We start from the raw sequence: 18695 nt of genomic DNA, 5'->3' as shown, positions 1-18695 counted from the left end.
GACCTGCCCCATTTTCGTTGGCAACTGTCTGGCTTAGAATCTACGGAGATTAGAGAATTTTATATCAAACATGTATTTCCAGATAAAAAAAAGCACTCCCTGAATGATGCTGAATCACCCGCAGGTTCTCCAGTCATTTCAAGGAATGCACGTATGATATTACGATATAAGTTGATTACTGAATATTAGATTAGCGACCTTTGCCGCCATCTATGCGTTGTCTTTTTCCGATGCCAAATGCGAAATATCCAGCCACCACGATAGCCATGAACGTAGCTCCAACTATCAGAGGCAAGCGCGTATCCGGGTTAAACGCCATACCGATGATAACGAGGATCAGATACACGATGATAATGTAATTGCTGATCGGGAACCATTTGGACTTAAAGTTATGATCCGCCATCTCGTTGCCCCAGCGCTTTCTGAATCGGAACTGACTGAACGCCAGCGCGAACCATGGAACCATGCCTGGAAGAACACTTGCGCTATAGATGTACAGGAATAGCTTGGAGTCTGGCATCAGATAGTTCAGTACAACTCCGATTAACAACAAGGAGATCGTAATGACGATACTGTTGCGGGGAACCCCACCTTTGGACAGCTTTTTGAAAAAGGCAGGTGCCTGCCCATTCTCAGCCAACGTGTACAGCATCCGTCCCGCACTGTAGATTCCGCTGTTGCAACCCGACATGGCCGCCGTGAGCACCACAAAGTTGATGATTCCCGCTGCAGCAACAATGCCGACCTTGGCAAAGGTGAGCACAAACGGACTGCCTGTCTCCCCTACCTCGTTCCACGGGTACAAGGTCACGATGACAAATATGGCACCGACGTAGAAAATAAGAATACGCCACACGATATTTTTGATCGCTTTACGCAAGGTGTGTTTCGGATTCTCCGCTTCGCCTGCTGTAATACCGACCATCTCCACCCCCTGATAAGCAGCCGTGACGATACACAGCGCGAAGAGGAAACCTTTGATGCCTCCAGGGAAGAAGCCACCATGGCTGAACAGATTCGATAGTCCGATTGGCTGCCCCCCATTCCCCCATCCGAAGAAGATCAGCCCCGTTCCAATCACGATCATGGCTACAATAGCCGTTACTTTGATCATCGCAAACCAGAATTCAAATTCCCCATAGAACTTCACAGCCGCCAGATTCGCCGCCGCAATGATGAGCACCCCGGCAAGTGCCGGCAGCCACTGTGGAATATCCGGGAACCAATACCCGACATAGATGCCAATTGCCGTAACTTCCGCCATTCCAACTGTAACCCACAGGAACCAATAACTCCAGGCGGTGAGGAATCCGGCAAGCGGACTAATATATTTGTGAGCAAATGTCGCAAACGAACCCGTGACTGGCTCCTGAATCAGCATTTCCCCCATAATACGCATGACAAAAAAGATAATGATACCGGCCAGCAAATAGGCAAGCAGCACGGATGGACCTGCCCATTTGATCGTACTCGCCGATCCCATGAACAAGCCAACACCGATTGTACCTCCGAGTGCAATCAGCTCAACATGGCGGGGCTTTAGCCCTCTAGATAGTTGCTTTGATTCCAAGCGATTCTCCCCTTTTCTTGTGTACAGCTTCTTGATGTAATTTTTTAATTTTCACATTCACATTAACGCAATGCAGAATTGCTTCACCAAATTGTACGAGATGTGCCGCAGAAATACAACAAGGAATGTGAGGAAACGGATTCACTACACATATAGGTATAGGATAACCGCTTAATGAATATGGCAGACAACTGATTCAACAATTCCTCGCAGTGTTGTGTAATCATAGCGCCAGACTTCCTTTTCCCCGACTCTACAGGGAGGTCACTGGAACCGCTATGGACAGCTCACGTATTGTAACTTTGGGTATTATGCGACTTGTCGTTATCGATCTGCTTGTATAAAATTGATAAATAGGAGGCTTCACATGCCTGACTTCTTACTGGTCTTATTTTTGTTTAACCTTTCTCTATTCCTGCTTCATGAAATGGATGCGATCAGGCGGTCCGAGTGGAAATTGTTTATTGTATTAAAAAATATGAAAGATGATAAAGCCTACAGGTATTTCACCTGGATTCACTTGCCAATGTACACTATCATCCTCTCTCTGCTCTTTAGCTCCTATCAAACGATTACATTCTGGGTGCTGGATATCTTTTTCATCATACATACCGTGTTGCACTTCTTTTTCGAGAAGCACCCGCACAATGAATTTAAAAATGGATTCTCCAGAACATTCATATATCCAATGGGAATAATTTCTTTAATTCATTTAATATTCCTAATCATCTGATCTCTCAATGACGGCAGGATGAAAGATTGACTATGATATTTTCTTAAAATGGAGGTAAGCCCTATGCAACAACCTCATGCAGAACGAGTTGAATTATTCGTTTCCAACACTCAGATCATCAAGAAGTCGTTCAAATGGCAACATGGGATGATTCACCGTCTGGCCGCCCTGCTCTATGCAGCGGAGAATAAAGTTGCTGATGCAGAAGCTATTCGCCAAAGCCAAGAGTTGATTAAACAAAACACAAAACTCTTCTCTGCCTTCAGAGGTAATTCTGCCATTAGCATTGCTACCATGCTCTCCCTTACAACGGATGAGAACACAAAGCTGGCAGATACCCTGCATGTCTATGATCTGATGAAAGAGATCAAATTCCGCAACTCGGATTATCTCGTTATTGCCGCCTATCAGATTGCAACTCAGGTGTCACCCGAGCAGTTTCAACCTACGGTGGAGCGAGCAAAATCATTTTATGACGGCATGAAAGCAGAGCATCGCTTCCTTACTGGGCAGGATGACTACATTTTCGCTGCCATGTTAGCCCTTTCCGATCTCGACGTGCATACTGGTGTGGCACGAATGGAACAACTCTACGGGGAATTGAAACCAGAGTTCTCTTCCAGAAACAGTGTGCAGGCGTTAACACAGGTACTCGTTCTTGGAGAGGATACCCCGGATGCAGGGACTCGTGTGATTGCCTTAAATGAAGCTTTTCGTCAAAGGAATCTCCGAATGGATAAAACGTACACATTACCTTCTCTCGGGTTACTTTCTCTACTGCCCTCGGACAGAGACGCATTAGTGGATGAAGTCGCGGAGACAAATGACTGGTTACGGACTCAAAAAGGTTTCGGTGCATGGTCGATCGATAAACAGGAGCTGCTTCTGTTCTCATCCGCGTTGATAGCCATTCAATATGTGGAGAATCTGCGAAACGGTATGCTAACGACAGCGATCTCAACCAGCATCACGAATATTATCATCGCTCAACAAGCAGCCATGGCCGCAGCTGCCGCAGCATCGGCTGCTGCCGCTTCTTCATCATCTTCCAACTAACAAGGACCAGGTTGCCTTGAATATGAGTTAAAAAAGACCCTCCCGAGTTCAAGTTCACTCGGAAGGGTCTTAAAGCATTCATGCATACATCTTAAATAATATTCATCTTCGCTATGATACAATCCCCGTATCTCGGAACTCTTCCAGAAAATCATTCAGCCAATCCTCGCCATAATCCAGAGCTCCCATATCACTTTCGATAAAAGCAACATCCAGACCCATCACCCAGAACCTTCGAGCGATAATAAAGAGATCAACCGCCTGTTCATCTGCATCCGTAAACTTCCGGACCGACCGGTATCCTTTCATCAACGCATCCCATAGTCTTTGTTTCTGCCCTGAATCACCCGACTGCCGTTTCCGAATTTTCACTTGGGCCAGATCGTAAGCACGCCAGCTTTTGGCTGCCCATTCGAAGTCATAATGAATAAACGAATGCTCCTGTTGAAATGCATTGTTATTCCCATGCATATCACCATGGCACAGACCAAAGTCCAGGTCTTGGCTGGAAGTGGCAAAGATGCGTTCTTTTAATGCTGTTGCAAACGTATGGAGGAATGCTGCTGCTTCATGGTTCTCACCGATATACCGGATGATTCTTTCTAAGGGTTCGTCGATGAGAAATTTCAAATCAAGCTCATATCGCGGCAGCCCCACGTTCACCTGATCCATAGCCTTATGCAATTCAGCGGCAGATTGACCAAAGGCGTAACAAGACTCCTCATCCTCCAAGTTGTTCTCCGTGCCCTCAATATAACTAAACATTACAGCAACCCGTTTGCCTTCTGCCGCCTCCAGCACCGTATATCCAGTCTCATCTCTCTTCTGAATATATTCTCCAATATCGGTATGTTCCGCAGAACCTAGAACGTTCTTGAGTTGAGACAATAACGAAAGCTCATACTGAACATCTTCCTCCGTGATTTCAGTGCGGTAGATCCGGAGAATATAGATACCACTGGACGTGCGAACCCGGTAGGTATCATTCAATCCTCTAAGCCAAAACAAACATTCTTCCCATGTTCCAAGGTCATACTGATTGCTCAATGCAGACTCCAGATACCTGGGGTTAAGCACTGAACGTAAAGCAGTCGGTTGAATGGACATATGTATACTCCTTCACTCTGAAATGATATTTAGTTCAACTTAACACCGAAACCGAGCTGACCCAGTTCATTACGATATCCTGCAACCCACAACTTGCCACCCGATACCCAGTACATGTTACTCTTACTTGTTTCAATGAGCGTCACATTCTGGTACGAACGTTGAGCTTCCTTTGTATCGGCATATACGATCGTGCCCGCATTATACCCCATGAAGAGCATCTCATTTTTGTCGGTAATCACCAGGGCTCCGTTATCCGCAGCAGATATGGACTTGTACACCAAATCTTCCTGAGGGTAGTAATATCCTGTTTTCGTAATCCGAATGGGTCCCCTGTTAATCATGATTGGCTTATACATCTTCTGAGTCACATTGAAGCCCAATTGGCGTGAAGAATTGCTACCCCAAGCCCATAGATTTCCTTTTTGATCAATTGCGATGAGGTACGGATTGTTCGCTCCTGAGGAAGAAATCTGCCGTATGTTCTTGAATCCTTGAATAGGTGTTGCTATCGTTTCGGTTTCTTTCATATTCGTGTCCCAGAACCAGACCGTACCATCCTTTTTCACAGCGTAAGCTCGATTCAGATCACCAATGGTTACATCAATAACACCTGTAATCCCAATTTTCCTCGAATGATTTTTCAGAAGTTTCATACCTGTACCTGGAGCCCCACCAAGTTGATACACATTACCTGAATGAGTTAACAACACAACCCCGTTACTATAAACATCCATCTTTTTGATTGCTTCAGGTACAAGAGTAACCTTCTGAGGTGTTCCAGTTTTCGTTTGAATGCCTAAATAGTTCAGATCACCCCAGCCAAACAGTTCCCCTTGCTTGGTTAAATACAGTGAAAAGCGATCTCCCGCTCCGACTTGGCTAACGTTAGATACCTTGTTGATTTTCGTAACAGGCAGTACTGGATAAATACTATTGTTAAGTTCATTATGTAAATTATCTCCCCAACCATATAACGTACCGTCAGCGGTAAGAGCAATAACATGCGTATCACTTGCTGCTACTGATATCGGTTTAACCACTTGTTTGATCTGTTTTGCAAAATGCACATCGGGTGCAGCGCTGCCTACTCCATATTGGGAATAATCAATGATCACCTTTGTTTGCGGGGTATAGTCGTCCTTATATTTATCATATTCTCCCTCGGGGAGATGATCAGGATCTACATAGTAAATATTCGTATCCACCTTCGGCACGGGCAAAGGATAGTCCGGGGAGATACTGGATTCCTTTCCTCGTTCATCATAGAAGGATATTGTAATGGAATTTCGCTGTACCTGTGCAGCATCTATGGGAATAGTAGTCACGGCAAAATATCCATTTTTATTCGCTGGCACCGTTGTTTCAAACAAGATAACGCGCTTATACTCTTTCTTCTTCCCAACGATGACAAAATCTCCTGTACTCACTCGTAAGCTAACTTTTTCATTTTTGGAATTATAGCCTACCCCTTCAATAAAAATGCTGCCATCCTCGTTCGGTGTATATCGGTAGCTTGCTATCGGCCCTTCCTCAGCATACGTGGGTTCAATGAATACCAGGGAAGACATCACTAGCGCAATCGTCAGGCAAACGGTGAACCATTTTCGGTAGAACACATTATTCCCTTCCTTCTTTATTAATATATTCTTAATATATCGTACATAGGAATTTATTGGAATGATATCTAGACCCTCTATAAATTAATCTTATGAAAAATAAAAAAAGACGTGAGCGCACACTGCTCCCACGTCTGAAATTTGCCTGATGGGTGGAACCTTTTTTCAAAATGTCGATCTTACGGCCTATATTTATAATCAAAGTTCATTTTAACACGCACTCTTTTGGTGATCATACAGGGTTACTTGCATTGGCCCGCTTTCCAGTCTTCAGCCGGTTCATACGCTCTGGATCGGTTCCAGCGCTCGACAATACAGCACATTCACGAAAGGCAAAATGTTTGCACCCCTTACACTTCTCCTCGTTCAAATGCTGTAACGCATAATTAATGGCTTCCCCAGTATGTTCAAACCGATGTGCAGGATTTAAACGCTCTAACAGACCCGTTCGTTTCAACATCTCAAGCGGCTGCTCCTGTATGCCCGATAACAATACAATCCTGCCCGACCGTTCAAAATGCTTGATTAAACTCGCCAGGTTAGCCTCGCCTGTTGTATCCATAAAGGGTACCTTACCCATGCGCAACAGCAAAATGCCCGGTCGACGATGAATGGAATCCATGACCGACTTCTCGAACATATCTGCCGCACCAAAAAATAAAGGTCCTTCAATCGTATATAAGCTGATCTGCGGACAGTCATGTCCTTCCCGAACCATGTGGGCCATGACTTTCTCATGTTTATGCTCGGGATCGGGCAGTACTTTGGCAACCTTCAACATCTCACTCATCCGCTTAACGAATAAAACAACAGCCAGAATCAACCCCACCTCTACAGCCGTCGTTAAACTTGTAAATACAGTAAGCAAAAAGGTAATGAGCAGAACGAGTGAATCGCTCGTTTTGGTTCTCATGACATGCATGAAGGATCTCCGTTCACTCATGTTCCAAGCCACCAGCATCAGAACGGGAGCCATACTGGCAAGAGGAATGTGGGATGCATATGGCGCAAAGAGAACAAGTACCAGCAGTACCACTACACCGTGAATCACGCCAGACCATGGCGATACTGCGCCGGATTTGATATTCGTTGCCGTACGTGCAATCGCTCCTGTTGCAGGAATGCCCCCGAATAGCGGCGTCACCATATTAGCAATCCCCTGCCCAATCAACTCCCGATTGCTGTTATGTCGACTTCCGGTCATGCCATCGGCAACCACAGCTGACAGCAACGACTCAATGCCACCCAGCATGGCAATGACAAAAGCGGGTTGCAGCAAGTTCATGATACGTTCCCAAGTGATCTCCGGCACATGAAACTGAGGCAAGGCGTTAGGTATGGCGCCAAAGGACGAACCGATCGTAGCCACCTGCCCTTCAAAAAAGAACGCTGCGACGACCGTCGAAAGAATCAGTCCCACCAGTGATGCAGGAACCTTCGGTGCAAACTTGGGCAAAAGCAGAAGAACAGCCAGACAGATTCCAGCTGTAAGCACGCTGTATATATTAACTGTCGAGATATGCATCCCAATTTCTTTCATATTGGACCAGAAGTCCTCATGCTTCTCGATGCCGCGAAGTCCCAGGAAGTTCGGAATCTGTCCGCTAAAAATAATAACGGCGATTCCTGCCGTGAAACCGATTGTCACCGGCCTGGGAATGAACTTGATTAATGCCCCAAGCTTGAATACGCCCATAAGAACAAGCATCAAACCAGCCATCATTCCCGCGATCAACAGATTCTCATATCCATACTGCATCACAATGGCGAATAGAATCGGAATGAATGCACCCGTTGGCCCGCCAATCTGGAACTTAGACCCACCCAGCAAGGAAATGAGAATCCCTGCGATTATTGTGGTATACAATCCATACTCCGGTTTGACCCCGGAAGCGATGGCAAAGGCCATACCGAGTGGAATTGCAATAATACCTACAATCAGCCCCGATAACAGATCCTTGCGAAAAGCGGCAGCATTGTAACCTGCATATCTCCCCATCCATCTCATGTACAAAAACCTTCTTTTCTTCATATATTTAAATATTTGAATATAAATAAAAGACTACTCCCCCGCACACATCCGTCAATCGGATTGCACACTATTTCCGGCAGGAGACTAACACAAAAAACAAGAACCTCCGGTGATGACACCCAGTTGCTCTTGTTTGTTGTGTCAGGACTCTTTACGAATGTCTTCCAACATGGAAATGGCATCAACCAGATGATTGTCAAAAATCTGTTTGGTGACTGCCAGCAGGTCCTTAATCAGCGGATCACGCAGCGAATAGGTGACGGTTGTGCCTTCTTTGATTCCATGAACAACGTTTTTGCTGCGCAGTACAGCCAGTTGTTGTGAAACAGCAGAGCCTTCCGATCCCAGAATGCTTTGCAGTTCATTCACATTCTTGGCTCCTTCACTCAGCAGCTCCAGAATCTGAATCCGCATCGGGTGTGCCAACGCTTTGAAAAAATCCGCTTTAAACTGTTGTATGCTTTGATTCATACGCTATGCCCCTTCAATCGAACTTTTGAAGATGCAAATATCATAACATAGAACGGATACCATGCTTTACTCTAACCGTAAACGATTCGATGGAAAAATTAAGATTGACCATGCAGTACACTTCAACCTTTATACTTTATTTATATTCTTCTTCACAGATCTTATATCTGAACTCCATCAGGAAGGGTGATTCCTCAATGAATCTGTATATCCATAATCATAAACGCTCGTTGACGAGTTTTCTATTCGAGAAATATATCGCAACGTTAGATACCAAAAAGAATTTTTCAACACGCGAGCTTACTCGCAAACATCTGGATCATATGGGCTTGGAAAACATTAAACCCTATACCTTGGCTAAAACAAAATGGTCATCTTCCATCAAAGAACGCTCCCATGAAGACATGCAGGTATTCACATTAAACGATCAGCATTCCCGTGAACAGAGGGTCATTCTCTACATTCATGGCGGGGCGCATACACACCAGCCGCTCTCTTTACACTGGAAATTCATGGACCGCATGGCTCAGGCTCTGAATGCCAAGGTGGTTGCTCCCATCTATCCAAAGGTTCCTCATTTTAATTATCAGCACACGTATCCGAAACTGCTCAATCTATATCGGGATTTGCTCGCCTCTGTGGACGACCCGGCACAACTCACCATTATGGGGGACTCCGCAGGAGGCAACATATCCCTAGCCTTAGCCCATTATCTGAAAATGCATGATCTCTCGCAGCCCAAAGATATCATCTTGTTATCACCTTGTGTGGATATGGTGCTGGACAATCCGGTCATATTTGAATACGAGACCCGCGACCCGATGCTCGCTGTGGAAGGATATGATGTCATCCGGCGAATCTGGGCAGCTGATAAACCTCTAAATGACCCGTTAATCAGTCCAATCTACGGAGATTTCGCCGGCCTTGGCAGAATCAGCATCTTTATCGGAACTCACGAAGGTTTGTTTCCTGATAATATGAAGCTCGACAAGCTGCTGACGGATCAGAAAATCGATCACCAAACATACGTTTATCCCAAAATGAATCATGTCTTCGTCCTCTATCCGATTCCGGAAGCCAGGGATGCTCAGCGTAAAATTGTTAACATCATAAAAAGCTCAGCACATGAAGCTGGACAATAAACTGTAACGCGGCCCCACTCCCCACAGTTTTCGCTTAAACAAAAAGAAAAAAAAGCTCAATCCCTGGACTACCGCCACCGGATTGAGCTTACTTGCTGTTATTCTGTCATCTAACTAACTTTCATAGGAACCATATTCAAACCAGTCAAAATCCGCTACCTGATCCGATGAAGTCCCGTTGCTGCTGCTAAACATTCCGATACAGCAGCCAACAAAGCCGCCGGCCACTTCAGTGCTCAGGCTGCTTGTATCCACCTGTTCCGCAACCAGATGATACTGACTTCCATCCGTGCTGTAGTAGAAGTTGAGTTGCTGACCTGTCGCGGCCAATTTGATATACACCCGCGATACTTCATCATCCAGCGCGACCTGCGCAATGTGAGTATCCTGACCATCTATACAGGTCACCACACGCAGCATCTGCTGTTTCTCAACCAGTGCACGCTCAATACGTACATGATACTGATCGTTCTGAATGACGACAACACCAGCCGTCTCATTTGCATTACCGGGCACAAATTCCATCGCTGTAGCTGCCACGTAATCCATATGCCTTTGCCGCAGGCAGACAAAGCTGGAATTCTCTTTTTCCTTCAATGTTTGCGGTTTCAGCTTCAATCGCAGATATCCTTTTCGCTCGGTTAATGAATACAGGTCTTCCTGAGGATTGCGCAAAAACATCCACTGCAAGCCCAGACGATCACTGTCAAAATGGTCAAAACGCAGTTGGGGCTCTACCGGAACAGGTTTTAAATCCAGCGTACCCTGCTCCTCCAGGATGCCGCGCCCTTCATTGACAACTGGCCATCCGTCCTCCCAAATGACCGAAGCAAGGAACGTCTCCCGCCCCAGATTGCTGAAGCTCCCACCGTAAGGACGCGAAGCAAGCATGACCATGAACCATTGACCGTTCGCAGCCTGCACCAAGTCGGCATGTCCCACATTAACAATAGGGTATCGTTTGCCCAAATGGCGATGTGTAATGATTGGATTATTGGGATTTCCAACGTACCCTTCGGTTAAGCTTTGGCTACGCGCAATGGTCACGGCATGGTTGGGTCCTGTGCCGCCCTCTGCAATCAATAAATAGTAATATTCGTCGATCTTATACAGATGCGGTCCTTCAGGCCAAATAACATCAACCATGGCCCCACGCCAGAGCACGTAACTGTCCCCCACCAGTTTCATGGTGGTCAGATCAAGCTCCCTCAGCCAAACTTCCCAGTTTCCGTTATAACGAACTCCCTCGGAACAAGGACGTGTACCCAGGTAATATGCTTTGCCGTCATCGAAGAAAATCGTAGGGTCTATTCCTTCTGCGCCTTCGATAAAATAAGGATCAGACCATGGCCCAGCCGGATCGGTAGCGGTTACAACAAAATTGCCGCCATGTGATACGTTGGTTGTAATCATATAGAAGGTCCCTTCATGATACCGAAGCGTTGGAGCGAATATTCCTTGTGAATGCCCTGCTCCCTGAAGATTCAATTGTGAAGGGCGATCCAGTACATTGCCAATCTGTTTCCAATGTGCAAGATCACGGCTCTGAAAGATCGGAACCCCAGGAAAATAGGCAAAAGTCGAGGTCACCAAATAAAAATCTTCACCCACCCGACAAACGGACGGATCTGGATAAAACCCGGGCATAATCGGATTGTTAAACGAGCATTGTTCGTTTTGATTTGCATTTTTCATTCTTTTACCCCTCCAATGGTGAGTCCAGTGACAAAGTATTTTTGCAAGAACGGATACAGTAAAACGATCGGCATGGCCGTCACAACCGTGATTGCTGCACGAATGGATACAGGAGTCACCATGTTGGTCACATTTTTGTATGAATCCACGTTGACGGTTCCACCCTGTGAGGTCGCAGAGGATAATAATTTCATAAGCTCATACTGCAAAGTGGTCAAATTCCGATTACCCGCCGTGTACAACATGGAGTCAAACCAGGAGTTCCACTGACCTACAGCAATGAACAGAGCAACTGTAGCCAACACCGGCTTGGACAGCGGAAGCACGATGCGCATGAAAATCCGAAAATCTCCAGCTCCATCCATCTTCGCTGATTCTATCAATCCCTCCGAGAGTCCCTGAATGTAGGTACGAATGACAATCATGTTGAACACCCCGATCAAGCCGGGAATAATGTATACCCAGAAGCTGTTCAGCAGCCCCACTTGTTTGATCAGCATGTATCCTGGAATTAAACCGCCGCTGAAATACATCGTTACTACGAACAGCGTCGTGACCAATTTGTTAAACATATACTCCTTGCGGCTCAGCACATAGGCCAACATCGCGGTACAGAACAGTTGCACAACCGTTCCAACCACGGTTCGGGCAACCGAAATAAATGCAGCTTGTGTCAGATTCGGATTCTGGAATACGGAGACATAATTTTGCAGTGTCCATTCCCTCGGCCAGAGATAGATCCCTCCGCGGATCGTATCCAGCCCGTTATTGAAAGATACGGCAATGGTGTTTAAAAAAGGATATAACGTAACAACCATGACAAGCAACATAAATATGCCATTCGTGATGGAAAAAATTGAATCACCCAAGCTTCGTCTTCTACGAAATCGCTTCACAGTTCTGCCCCCTTATCATATCAACCGCTCTTCACCAAGAGACTTGGCAATCCCGTTAGCGATAAATATGAGCACGAGACTGACCACACTTTTGAAAATGCCTGCGGCGGTGGCAAGTGAGTAGTTGCCGAGATTAATTCCGTATTTCAAAACAAAAATATCGATTGTCTCGGACACATCCTGCACAAGTCCGTTCCCCAGCAAGTATTGAATCTCAAAACCTGCGTTCAGTACGTTACCCACGTTGATGATAAGCAGGATAATGATCGTTGGTTTGATGCTTGGAAGTGTGACATTGAACATTTTGCGAAAGCGGCCGGCTCCGTCAATGGAAGCTGCTTCGTATAAGCTCGGATTAATCGACGCCATGGCCGCCAGATAGATGATCGTACCCCAGCCAATTTCCTTCCACATGCTGGATAGACCCACAATCCCCCAGAAGTATTTGGGTTCCGCAAAAAAGTTGATCGGTGCATCAATCAGACCCAATTTTGTCAGCAGTACATTCACAATTCCGGTTTCCGTTGACAATACATTCGCAACGATCCCTGTTACGATGATCCACGACAGGAAATGCGGAAGGTAAGAGACCGTCTGTACCACGCGTTTGAACAATACCATCCGCAGCTCATTCAATAAGAGCGCCAGACCAATTGAACCGACAAATCCCAGAAACAGACTGATCAGGCTCATCGCCAGCGTATTGCGAATGACACGTAAAAATGTAGGGTCCGTGAATAACGTTCGAAAATGATCCAGCCCAACCCAATCCTGCTCCATAAAACCAATGCCCGGTCTATAATTCTGAAAAGCCATCAACCAGCCCCATAATGGCCCATACGCAAAAATAGCGATAAACGCAATAAACGGAAATGACATCCACATTAATTGTCGCTGACTTTTCATTCTGGACAGGTTGTACCCGATCCAGCTTGTTCCCGCTGGGATATGGCTGGTCTTTAACGAAGGCTGCAGCTCCTTTTTGGCCATGTTTTTTCTCTCCTTGCTGACGAGTTTATCTATATCACCCAGTCTGGATGAATCGATTCCTTTCCTATCCAATCTTCCCGAATCTGGCGTGTAAGAAAGGCTACGGGGTTCCCCATAGCCTTCCGGTGTGACAGGCCTTTATCCCCACAGTTCCATACGTCTGCGAACTTCTTCCGTCAGCGCATCTTCATACGCTTTAATATCTGCACTCTCCTTGAGCGTGGCTTGATACTCTTCCCAAGCCTTATCAAATTCGGCTGGTGAAGTCATAATCACCTTTGGCAGCCATTTGCGTTTAACATCGTCCATCTTCTGTCTGGCAATGGTCTCCGGTTTATTCGGTTCGAAATTATAGGTATAGATCGGGAACCACGGTTCATTTTCCTCCGCAGGCTCCAGGAAGTCGGTAAACTTCGTATATCCATAAGCCTTGAGCACTTTTTTATCGATGTCATTCAATGTGGCAAGGTACTCCTCCGACTGCTCCTTAGGATCAAGAGCATTCTTCCCATCAGCGGTCATGCCTTCATGATGCGGGAAATAGACCAATGGGCTTCCCGTATTCGCAAGCACCCAGTCCGGATCTTTGGAATTCGCACGTTGCTCTTCATTTCTGGAGAACACGCCTTTGTCATCCACCTGGTAATCCACGCCTTCCTGTCCCCAGGTTCTCAATACCTCTATCTCAGGGTCCAGCAAATCATTAATATATTGAAGTGCCCCTTCGATATCCTCGCAACTCTTAGTAATGGCCAAGCCACCATTTACGTTAAGGATTGGATTGTTCTGATAACGTCCTTTGACATCCTCGGAGAGTGTGATGGACAACGGTACATAGGTTTTGTCATACAATTTTTGCTTCACGAGTGATGCTTCGGCGTCAAGGAACTGCCATCCTTGATCCACCATGCCCAGCACACGTCCGGTTGAAATTTTGGATATATATTGATCATAGTTTGCTGTAAAGGTTTCGTTATCGACCAGGCCTTGATGATATGCTTCATTGATCTTCTTGAAATATGCTTTCGCTTCGGGAATAGTATTATAGTTTTTGGCCGTCAGCGTTTCTTTATCAACGATGGCTGCGCCTTCGTTAGGATAACCAGCCATGAAGAGCGGAGGGTTCTCCAGTGCGAAATAACGCCAGTCATAAGAGATAATCTCGAATCCAATGGTTGGCTGACCATCAACGGTCGGATGCGCTGCTTTGTACCGTTCAATCAAGTCAAAGTATTGGTCAAGTGTTTTGATGGTCGGATAATTATCCCATTCCAGTACGGCCTTCTGAATCCAGAACGCTTCTCCATCATGGGTTACTTTCATCGACTTTTCTTGTATATTGCCGAACTGAGGAATGAAGTAGATATGTCCATCCGTCGTATTTTTCATCTTCTTCCAGTCTTCACCCAGGTAATTTTTGATGTTTGGATATTTATCGATGTAATCCTCAAGTGGTACTAACGCCCCTGCTGCTACCAGTTGCTGAGTACCGTCACTCCCATCGATAAAGTCGGGATATTCGCCGCCTGCAATGAGCACACCAATTCGTTCTTTGGCTGTTTGGCCCGTAAGCCAGTCCATCGTAACTCTGACGCCTGTTTTCTCCTCAATGGCTTTTAACACCCGATTATCGTCAGGCGCAATTTTCCCAGGTACGGCAAAAAAGGCTGAAAACTGTTTTAATTCCCTTCCATCTGCTGTTGTTTCCCCTTTCGAGGACGATCCCGGTGTACATCCAGCGAGTGCAATGACCAGTATTAAAGCTAGCAGAGCACTATACTTGATTCTTTTTCTAACATCCTTTTTCATCATGACCCCTCCATCGATTATATTGACAGAAGCTTTTTGGAAAGCGCTTTCCAAAGGCTGACTTAAAATTATCATGCTTCCATGCCCCTCTCAACGGGATAAACTATAGACGGAATCCCACTAATTCCAGTATCTGCGAAAAAAATATCCCGCCGCTCCGTCAAGGAGTGCAGGATGTTGAATCAAGAGAGTACGCAGCATGGGCACTTTTACGATATTGTGCAGGCGTCTCCCCCATGAGTTTCTCGAACCGGCTAATAAAATAATCGGAGTCCCGATATCCCACCATTGTTGCAATCTCGTATACTCTTTGATCTGTTCTGCGCAACAGCCGCGCGGCCTCCTCTATTCGCAATTGATTCAAATAATCACTGAAGCTGATCGAGTAATGCTTTTTGAAAATCTGTCCCAGATATGCGCTGTTCATGTAGAACTGCTCTCCCAGCAGCTTCAGGCTGATATTCTCTCTGTAATGCTCGTGAATGAAGGCCTCAATCTTGGCTAATATGCCCATCCCTTTCGACTTTTGCTGCTCCTTCAGCTCCTCTGCACACATAAGCGAGAACTCACATAAATGTTCAATGTTTTCCTCCATGGATAACATCGCGTAGTTCACCTTCAGAAAAGCCGATTCCATCAGCCTGGAATCTGGAGTAACCGTATCGTTATTCACAAGATCCAGCAAATTGTATGCCAAATAGTGCAAGTGGATTCGGACAATAGCAGGCTCGATTCGCTCATCCAGAAAATATTGAAAAATGGCCTTTGCATGGCTGTATAGCTCATCCGTCTGCTGTTCCTCGATAGACTTGACCAGCCCATCAAACAATTGTTTTTCGAATTGACCAGGCCGATTAACAAATAAGTTCGTATCCATAAGCTCGAAATAATAAATGGGCCCACACGTGGTGAAGAAACGTAAGTTTTTCATTATGCTGCAGGATTGATAAGACTCATGCAGCGCCTCCAACCCCTGTACTTCCTTCCCGACATAACAAGCAACCACCGCCCCTTGATCGCGGCTCAGCTCGGTATGTAGTTGGGTCAAATAGTGCTCCAAGGCCGCTGCCTTACGTTTCACCATCGAATCCGTAACAATGAGCAGAATCGCATTTTTATCACCTGTGAACGGCTTCAAAACTTGCCCCGGCAAGGGCTCACCCACCCATGCCTCAACCCGAGCGCACCAATCCGTTCCCTGTTCTGGAATGCCTTCCACCTCAATCAGAATGCAACGCATTGTGCCAGCATCTTGATAGTGCGGCTGCAGACTCGTAACAGCCTCCTCCTCAGCCACCCCAAGCAAGATTGACTGCATATGCTGAGCCATAATCATTTGATCCTTTTTTTGCTGATAACGCTTCTCTTCTGTCCGCGCATGAAATGCATCCCTGAACTCCTCCAGCACCTGTACCAGTTCTGTCTTCACGATAGGCTTGAGAATGTAGTCATTCACCTGATATTTAATTGCCTGCTTGGCATATCCGAACTCATAGAATCCACTAAGCAGAATCAGCTTGATATCACCGTTATATTGCTCATACAAGGTTTGAGCAAGCTGCATGCCGTCCATTTCCGGCATCTTGATGTCGGAAATGACCAGATCCGGCTGCACAGCGCGTATGGCTTCCAATGCCTGCTTGCCATTGGAAGCCTGACCACAAATCTGGAAACCGTAAGACTCCCAATCAATTAACAATTGAAGTCCTTGGCGAATAAATGGCTCATCGTCCACAATCAGCACGTTGATCATATCCTCGCTCCTTATTCTTGGGATGCCAGCATAAGAGGAATTTGAATGCCAATCGTTGTCCCCTTCCCCTTTTCACTGAATATGTGCACCTGAACGAAATCATCAAAATACATCCGTAGCCGAATATATGCATTCATCATGCCAATGCTGCTAAGCTCGCTCATCCGATCCATACTCGGGTCTTGCATCATTTTGCGGAGCGAGGACAGCTTGTCCTGATCCATACCGACGCCGGTGTCTCGAATGGAAATGTAGAGCGCATTACTTCGAATTTCGAATAATACCTCCACGATCCCATCATTCGCTGTCCCTTCAATGCCATGGATACAAGCATTCTCCACAAAGGTGAGAACGGTTAGTTTGGGTATCATCATCGCAGCAATGGATTCGTCAGTGATCCTGATTGCAAATTGCAGCTTTTCGCCAAAGCGATACTGCTGAATACTCAGATAACTTTCCACGAAATTGATTTCTTGTGCGATGGTAATCAGATCGTCGCCCCAATTGATCGTCTGACGCAGCAGCAGTGCCAGTCTATGAATGACATCGGAGGTCTCAAGCTCTTGCTTGATCAAACTCCGCATACGGATCGTTTCAAGCGTGTTGAACATGAAATGGGGATTCACCTGACTCTGAAGGGCTTTCAGCTCCGCCTGCTTCTTGGAGAGCTCAAGGGCTTGCCGCTCCACTTGACCCTTAAACACAATTTCAATCAAGTTCTTGATCTTGATGACCATCATGTTATAACTATGGGTCAGGCTACCGATCTCGTCCTTGCCCACAGGTCCCGATATCACTTCAAATTTCTCATGCTTCACTTGATCCAGGTGCTTCGCTATCCGATCAACTCTGATGACCAGTGATCTGGATATCAACCAGATCAGCAGTGTGGGCACCAACAGATTAAGAATGATCAGCAACGTCAAATTAAGCTTGGAATTAACAATCTCCGACAGAACGTCCAATTTCTCCGTGCTGACGAAAATCTGCCAATCCTCGGATACGACGGGAATCGATTGCATGGATTGAACAGGATCAATTGGACTGTTTGCAATCAGATTAAATGGCTGGCGCGTCTGATTCATTTCGGAATCGTTCGAGAAAATGACCCTGCCATCCGAAACGACATATACCTTCCCGTTCGCTCCCTCATTTTTAAGCGATTTGTTGATGAAAGAATAGTCCAGATCAACCTTTAACACCTTTTCAACCTGCTGCTCCCCAAAGTAATCCAGCTTGCGAATAATGCTGACTTTGCGTCCTCCCTGACTTTGCGACATCTCTGCCTGCTGCTTGTCAAAATACGAATAGATCATGATATGGTCGCTTGTGTTCATCAGCGCTTGATACCAATCACTTTTCTTCACCTCATCATCCAGCTTAATGAAGTTTCCTCCATTGACGAAGGTATCATTTCCAACATAAAACGTAACTTGGTTCACCTGCTGATAGCTGTAATAGTACCTGACCAGATTGTTGTTGCTAAGCATATCATAGTAGGCAGAGTAATAGTCTTCCTGATCGCGGTACTTGGACTCCATGAACCGGTTCAGCGTTCCATCGGTATAGAGAAAATTGGACACATACAAGCTATTGTCTATACTGTTTCGCAGGTTGAACTTGATCCTTTGCTGCATTTCATTGAATCGGCTATGCTCCTTCTCCTCAATGTTACCTTTGATGCTTAGGTAAAACACGGTATTTGTGACCAGAACCGGAACCAGCACACAAAAAATGAACAATATGTACAACTTCGTTTTGAGGCTCCAATCATCCAGAAACTGAATGCGCTTACAGTGCATCTTGCGGCTCATGTCTTATC

At 45.8% G+C, this 18695-nt stretch carries 14 protein-coding genes; 3 read left to right on the top strand and 11 right to left on the bottom strand.

What is annotated here, in order from left to right; translation table 11 throughout:
• Nucleotides 1–190 precede the first annotated feature (190 nt).
• Nucleotides 191–1570 carry an amino acid permease gene (locus MKY85_RS04190; RefSeq protein ID WP_339239597.1) on the bottom strand — a complete coding sequence of 460 codons (1380 nt, stop codon included), beginning with the start codon at nucleotides 1568–1570 and terminating at the stop codon, nucleotides 191–193.
• Between the two features lie 367 nt (nucleotides 1571–1937).
• Here MKY85_RS04190 and MKY85_RS04185 point away from each other — a divergent pair, with 367 nt between their 5' ends.
• Nucleotides 1938–2303, top strand: coding sequence for a DUF6713 family protein (locus MKY85_RS04185; protein WP_342571865.1), 366 nt, complete (start codon nucleotides 1938–1940; stop codon nucleotides 2301–2303).
• Nucleotides 2304–2366: 63 nt separating this feature from the next.
• Complete coding sequence (locus MKY85_RS04180) at nucleotides 2367–3359, top strand: DUF4003 family protein (RefSeq protein WP_342571864.1); 993 nt, start codon at nucleotides 2367–2369, stop codon at nucleotides 3357–3359.
• A 111-nt stretch (nucleotides 3360–3470) separates the two neighbouring features.
• Here the strand turns inward: MKY85_RS04180 and MKY85_RS04175 are convergent, their stop codons facing one another.
• The 4 genes from MKY85_RS04175 to MKY85_RS04160 all read right to left on the bottom strand — a co-directional run bounded on the left by MKY85_RS04175 (nucleotide 3471) and on the right by MKY85_RS04160 (nucleotide 8588).
• Complete coding sequence (locus tag MKY85_RS04175; protein WP_342571863.1) at nucleotides 3471–4466, bottom strand: phosphotransferase; 996 nt, start codon at nucleotides 4464–4466, stop codon at nucleotides 3471–3473.
• A 29-nt stretch (nucleotides 4467–4495) separates the two neighbouring features.
• Nucleotides 4496–6085: a hypothetical protein gene (locus MKY85_RS04170; RefSeq protein ID WP_342571862.1), complete on the bottom strand. Its 1590-nt coding sequence runs from the start codon at nucleotides 6083–6085 to the stop codon at nucleotides 4496–4498.
• Nucleotides 6086–6317: 232 nt separating this feature from the next.
• The gene (gene sulP, locus MKY85_RS04165; protein ID WP_342571861.1) at nucleotides 6318–8093 is read right to left on the bottom strand and encodes a sulfate permease; all 1776 of its coding nucleotides are present in this window, start codon (nucleotides 8091–8093) and stop codon (nucleotides 6318–6320) included.
• Nucleotides 8094–8258: 165 nt separating this feature from the next.
• Nucleotides 8259–8588 carry a metalloregulator ArsR/SmtB family transcription factor gene (locus MKY85_RS04160; RefSeq protein WP_017690603.1) on the bottom strand — a complete coding sequence of 110 codons (330 nt, stop codon included), beginning with the start codon at nucleotides 8586–8588 and terminating at the stop codon, nucleotides 8259–8261.
• Nucleotides 8589–8785: 197 nt separating this feature from the next.
• Between MKY85_RS04160 and MKY85_RS04155 the strand changes: the two genes are divergently transcribed.
• Entirely contained in the window at nucleotides 8786–9730 is a 945-nt protein-coding gene (locus tag MKY85_RS04155) for an alpha/beta hydrolase (protein WP_342571860.1), read from the top strand.
• 114 nt (nucleotides 9731–9844) lie between these two features.
• Here the strand turns inward: MKY85_RS04155 and MKY85_RS04150 are convergent, their stop codons facing one another.
• The 6 genes from MKY85_RS04150 to MKY85_RS04125 form a co-directional block, all read right to left on the bottom strand.
• A complete protein-coding gene (locus MKY85_RS04150) occupies nucleotides 9845–11425 on the bottom strand; it encodes a glycoside hydrolase family 43 protein (RefSeq protein ID WP_342571859.1) in 1581 nt (526 codons plus the stop codon).
• Nucleotides 11422–12321 (bottom strand): carbohydrate ABC transporter permease, encoded by a 900-nt coding sequence (locus MKY85_RS04145; RefSeq protein ID WP_339239579.1) that lies wholly within the window; start codon nucleotides 12319–12321, stop codon nucleotides 11422–11424. The genes MKY85_RS04150 and MKY85_RS04145 overlap by 4 nt, the downstream gene beginning before the upstream one ends.
• 15 nt (nucleotides 12322–12336) lie before the next feature.
• On the bottom strand, nucleotides 12337–13311 hold the full coding sequence (locus MKY85_RS04140) for an ABC transporter permease subunit (RefSeq protein ID WP_249913521.1): 975 nt from the start codon (nucleotides 13309–13311) through the stop codon (nucleotides 12337–12339).
• Nucleotides 13312–13449: 138 nt separating this feature from the next.
• Entirely contained in the window at nucleotides 13450–15123 is a 1674-nt protein-coding gene (locus MKY85_RS04135) for an extracellular solute-binding protein (protein WP_342571858.1), read from the bottom strand.
• A gap of 157 nt (nucleotides 15124–15280) precedes the next feature.
• Nucleotides 15281–16873, bottom strand: coding sequence for a response regulator transcription factor (locus MKY85_RS04130; RefSeq protein WP_342571857.1), 1593 nt, complete (start codon nucleotides 16871–16873; stop codon nucleotides 15281–15283).
• Nucleotides 16874–16884: 11 nt separating this feature from the next.
• Nucleotides 16885–18687, bottom strand: coding sequence for a sensor histidine kinase (locus MKY85_RS04125; protein ID WP_342571856.1), 1803 nt, complete (start codon nucleotides 18685–18687; stop codon nucleotides 16885–16887).
• Between the last annotated feature and the right edge of the window lie 8 nt (nucleotides 18688–18695).

The sequence above is a fragment of the Paenibacillus sp. FSL R5-0749 genome (assembly GCF_038595085.1).
Classification (GTDB): Bacteria; Bacillota; Bacilli; order Paenibacillales; family Paenibacillaceae; genus Paenibacillus.
This window is presented reverse-complemented; position numbering and strand designations above follow the sequence as displayed.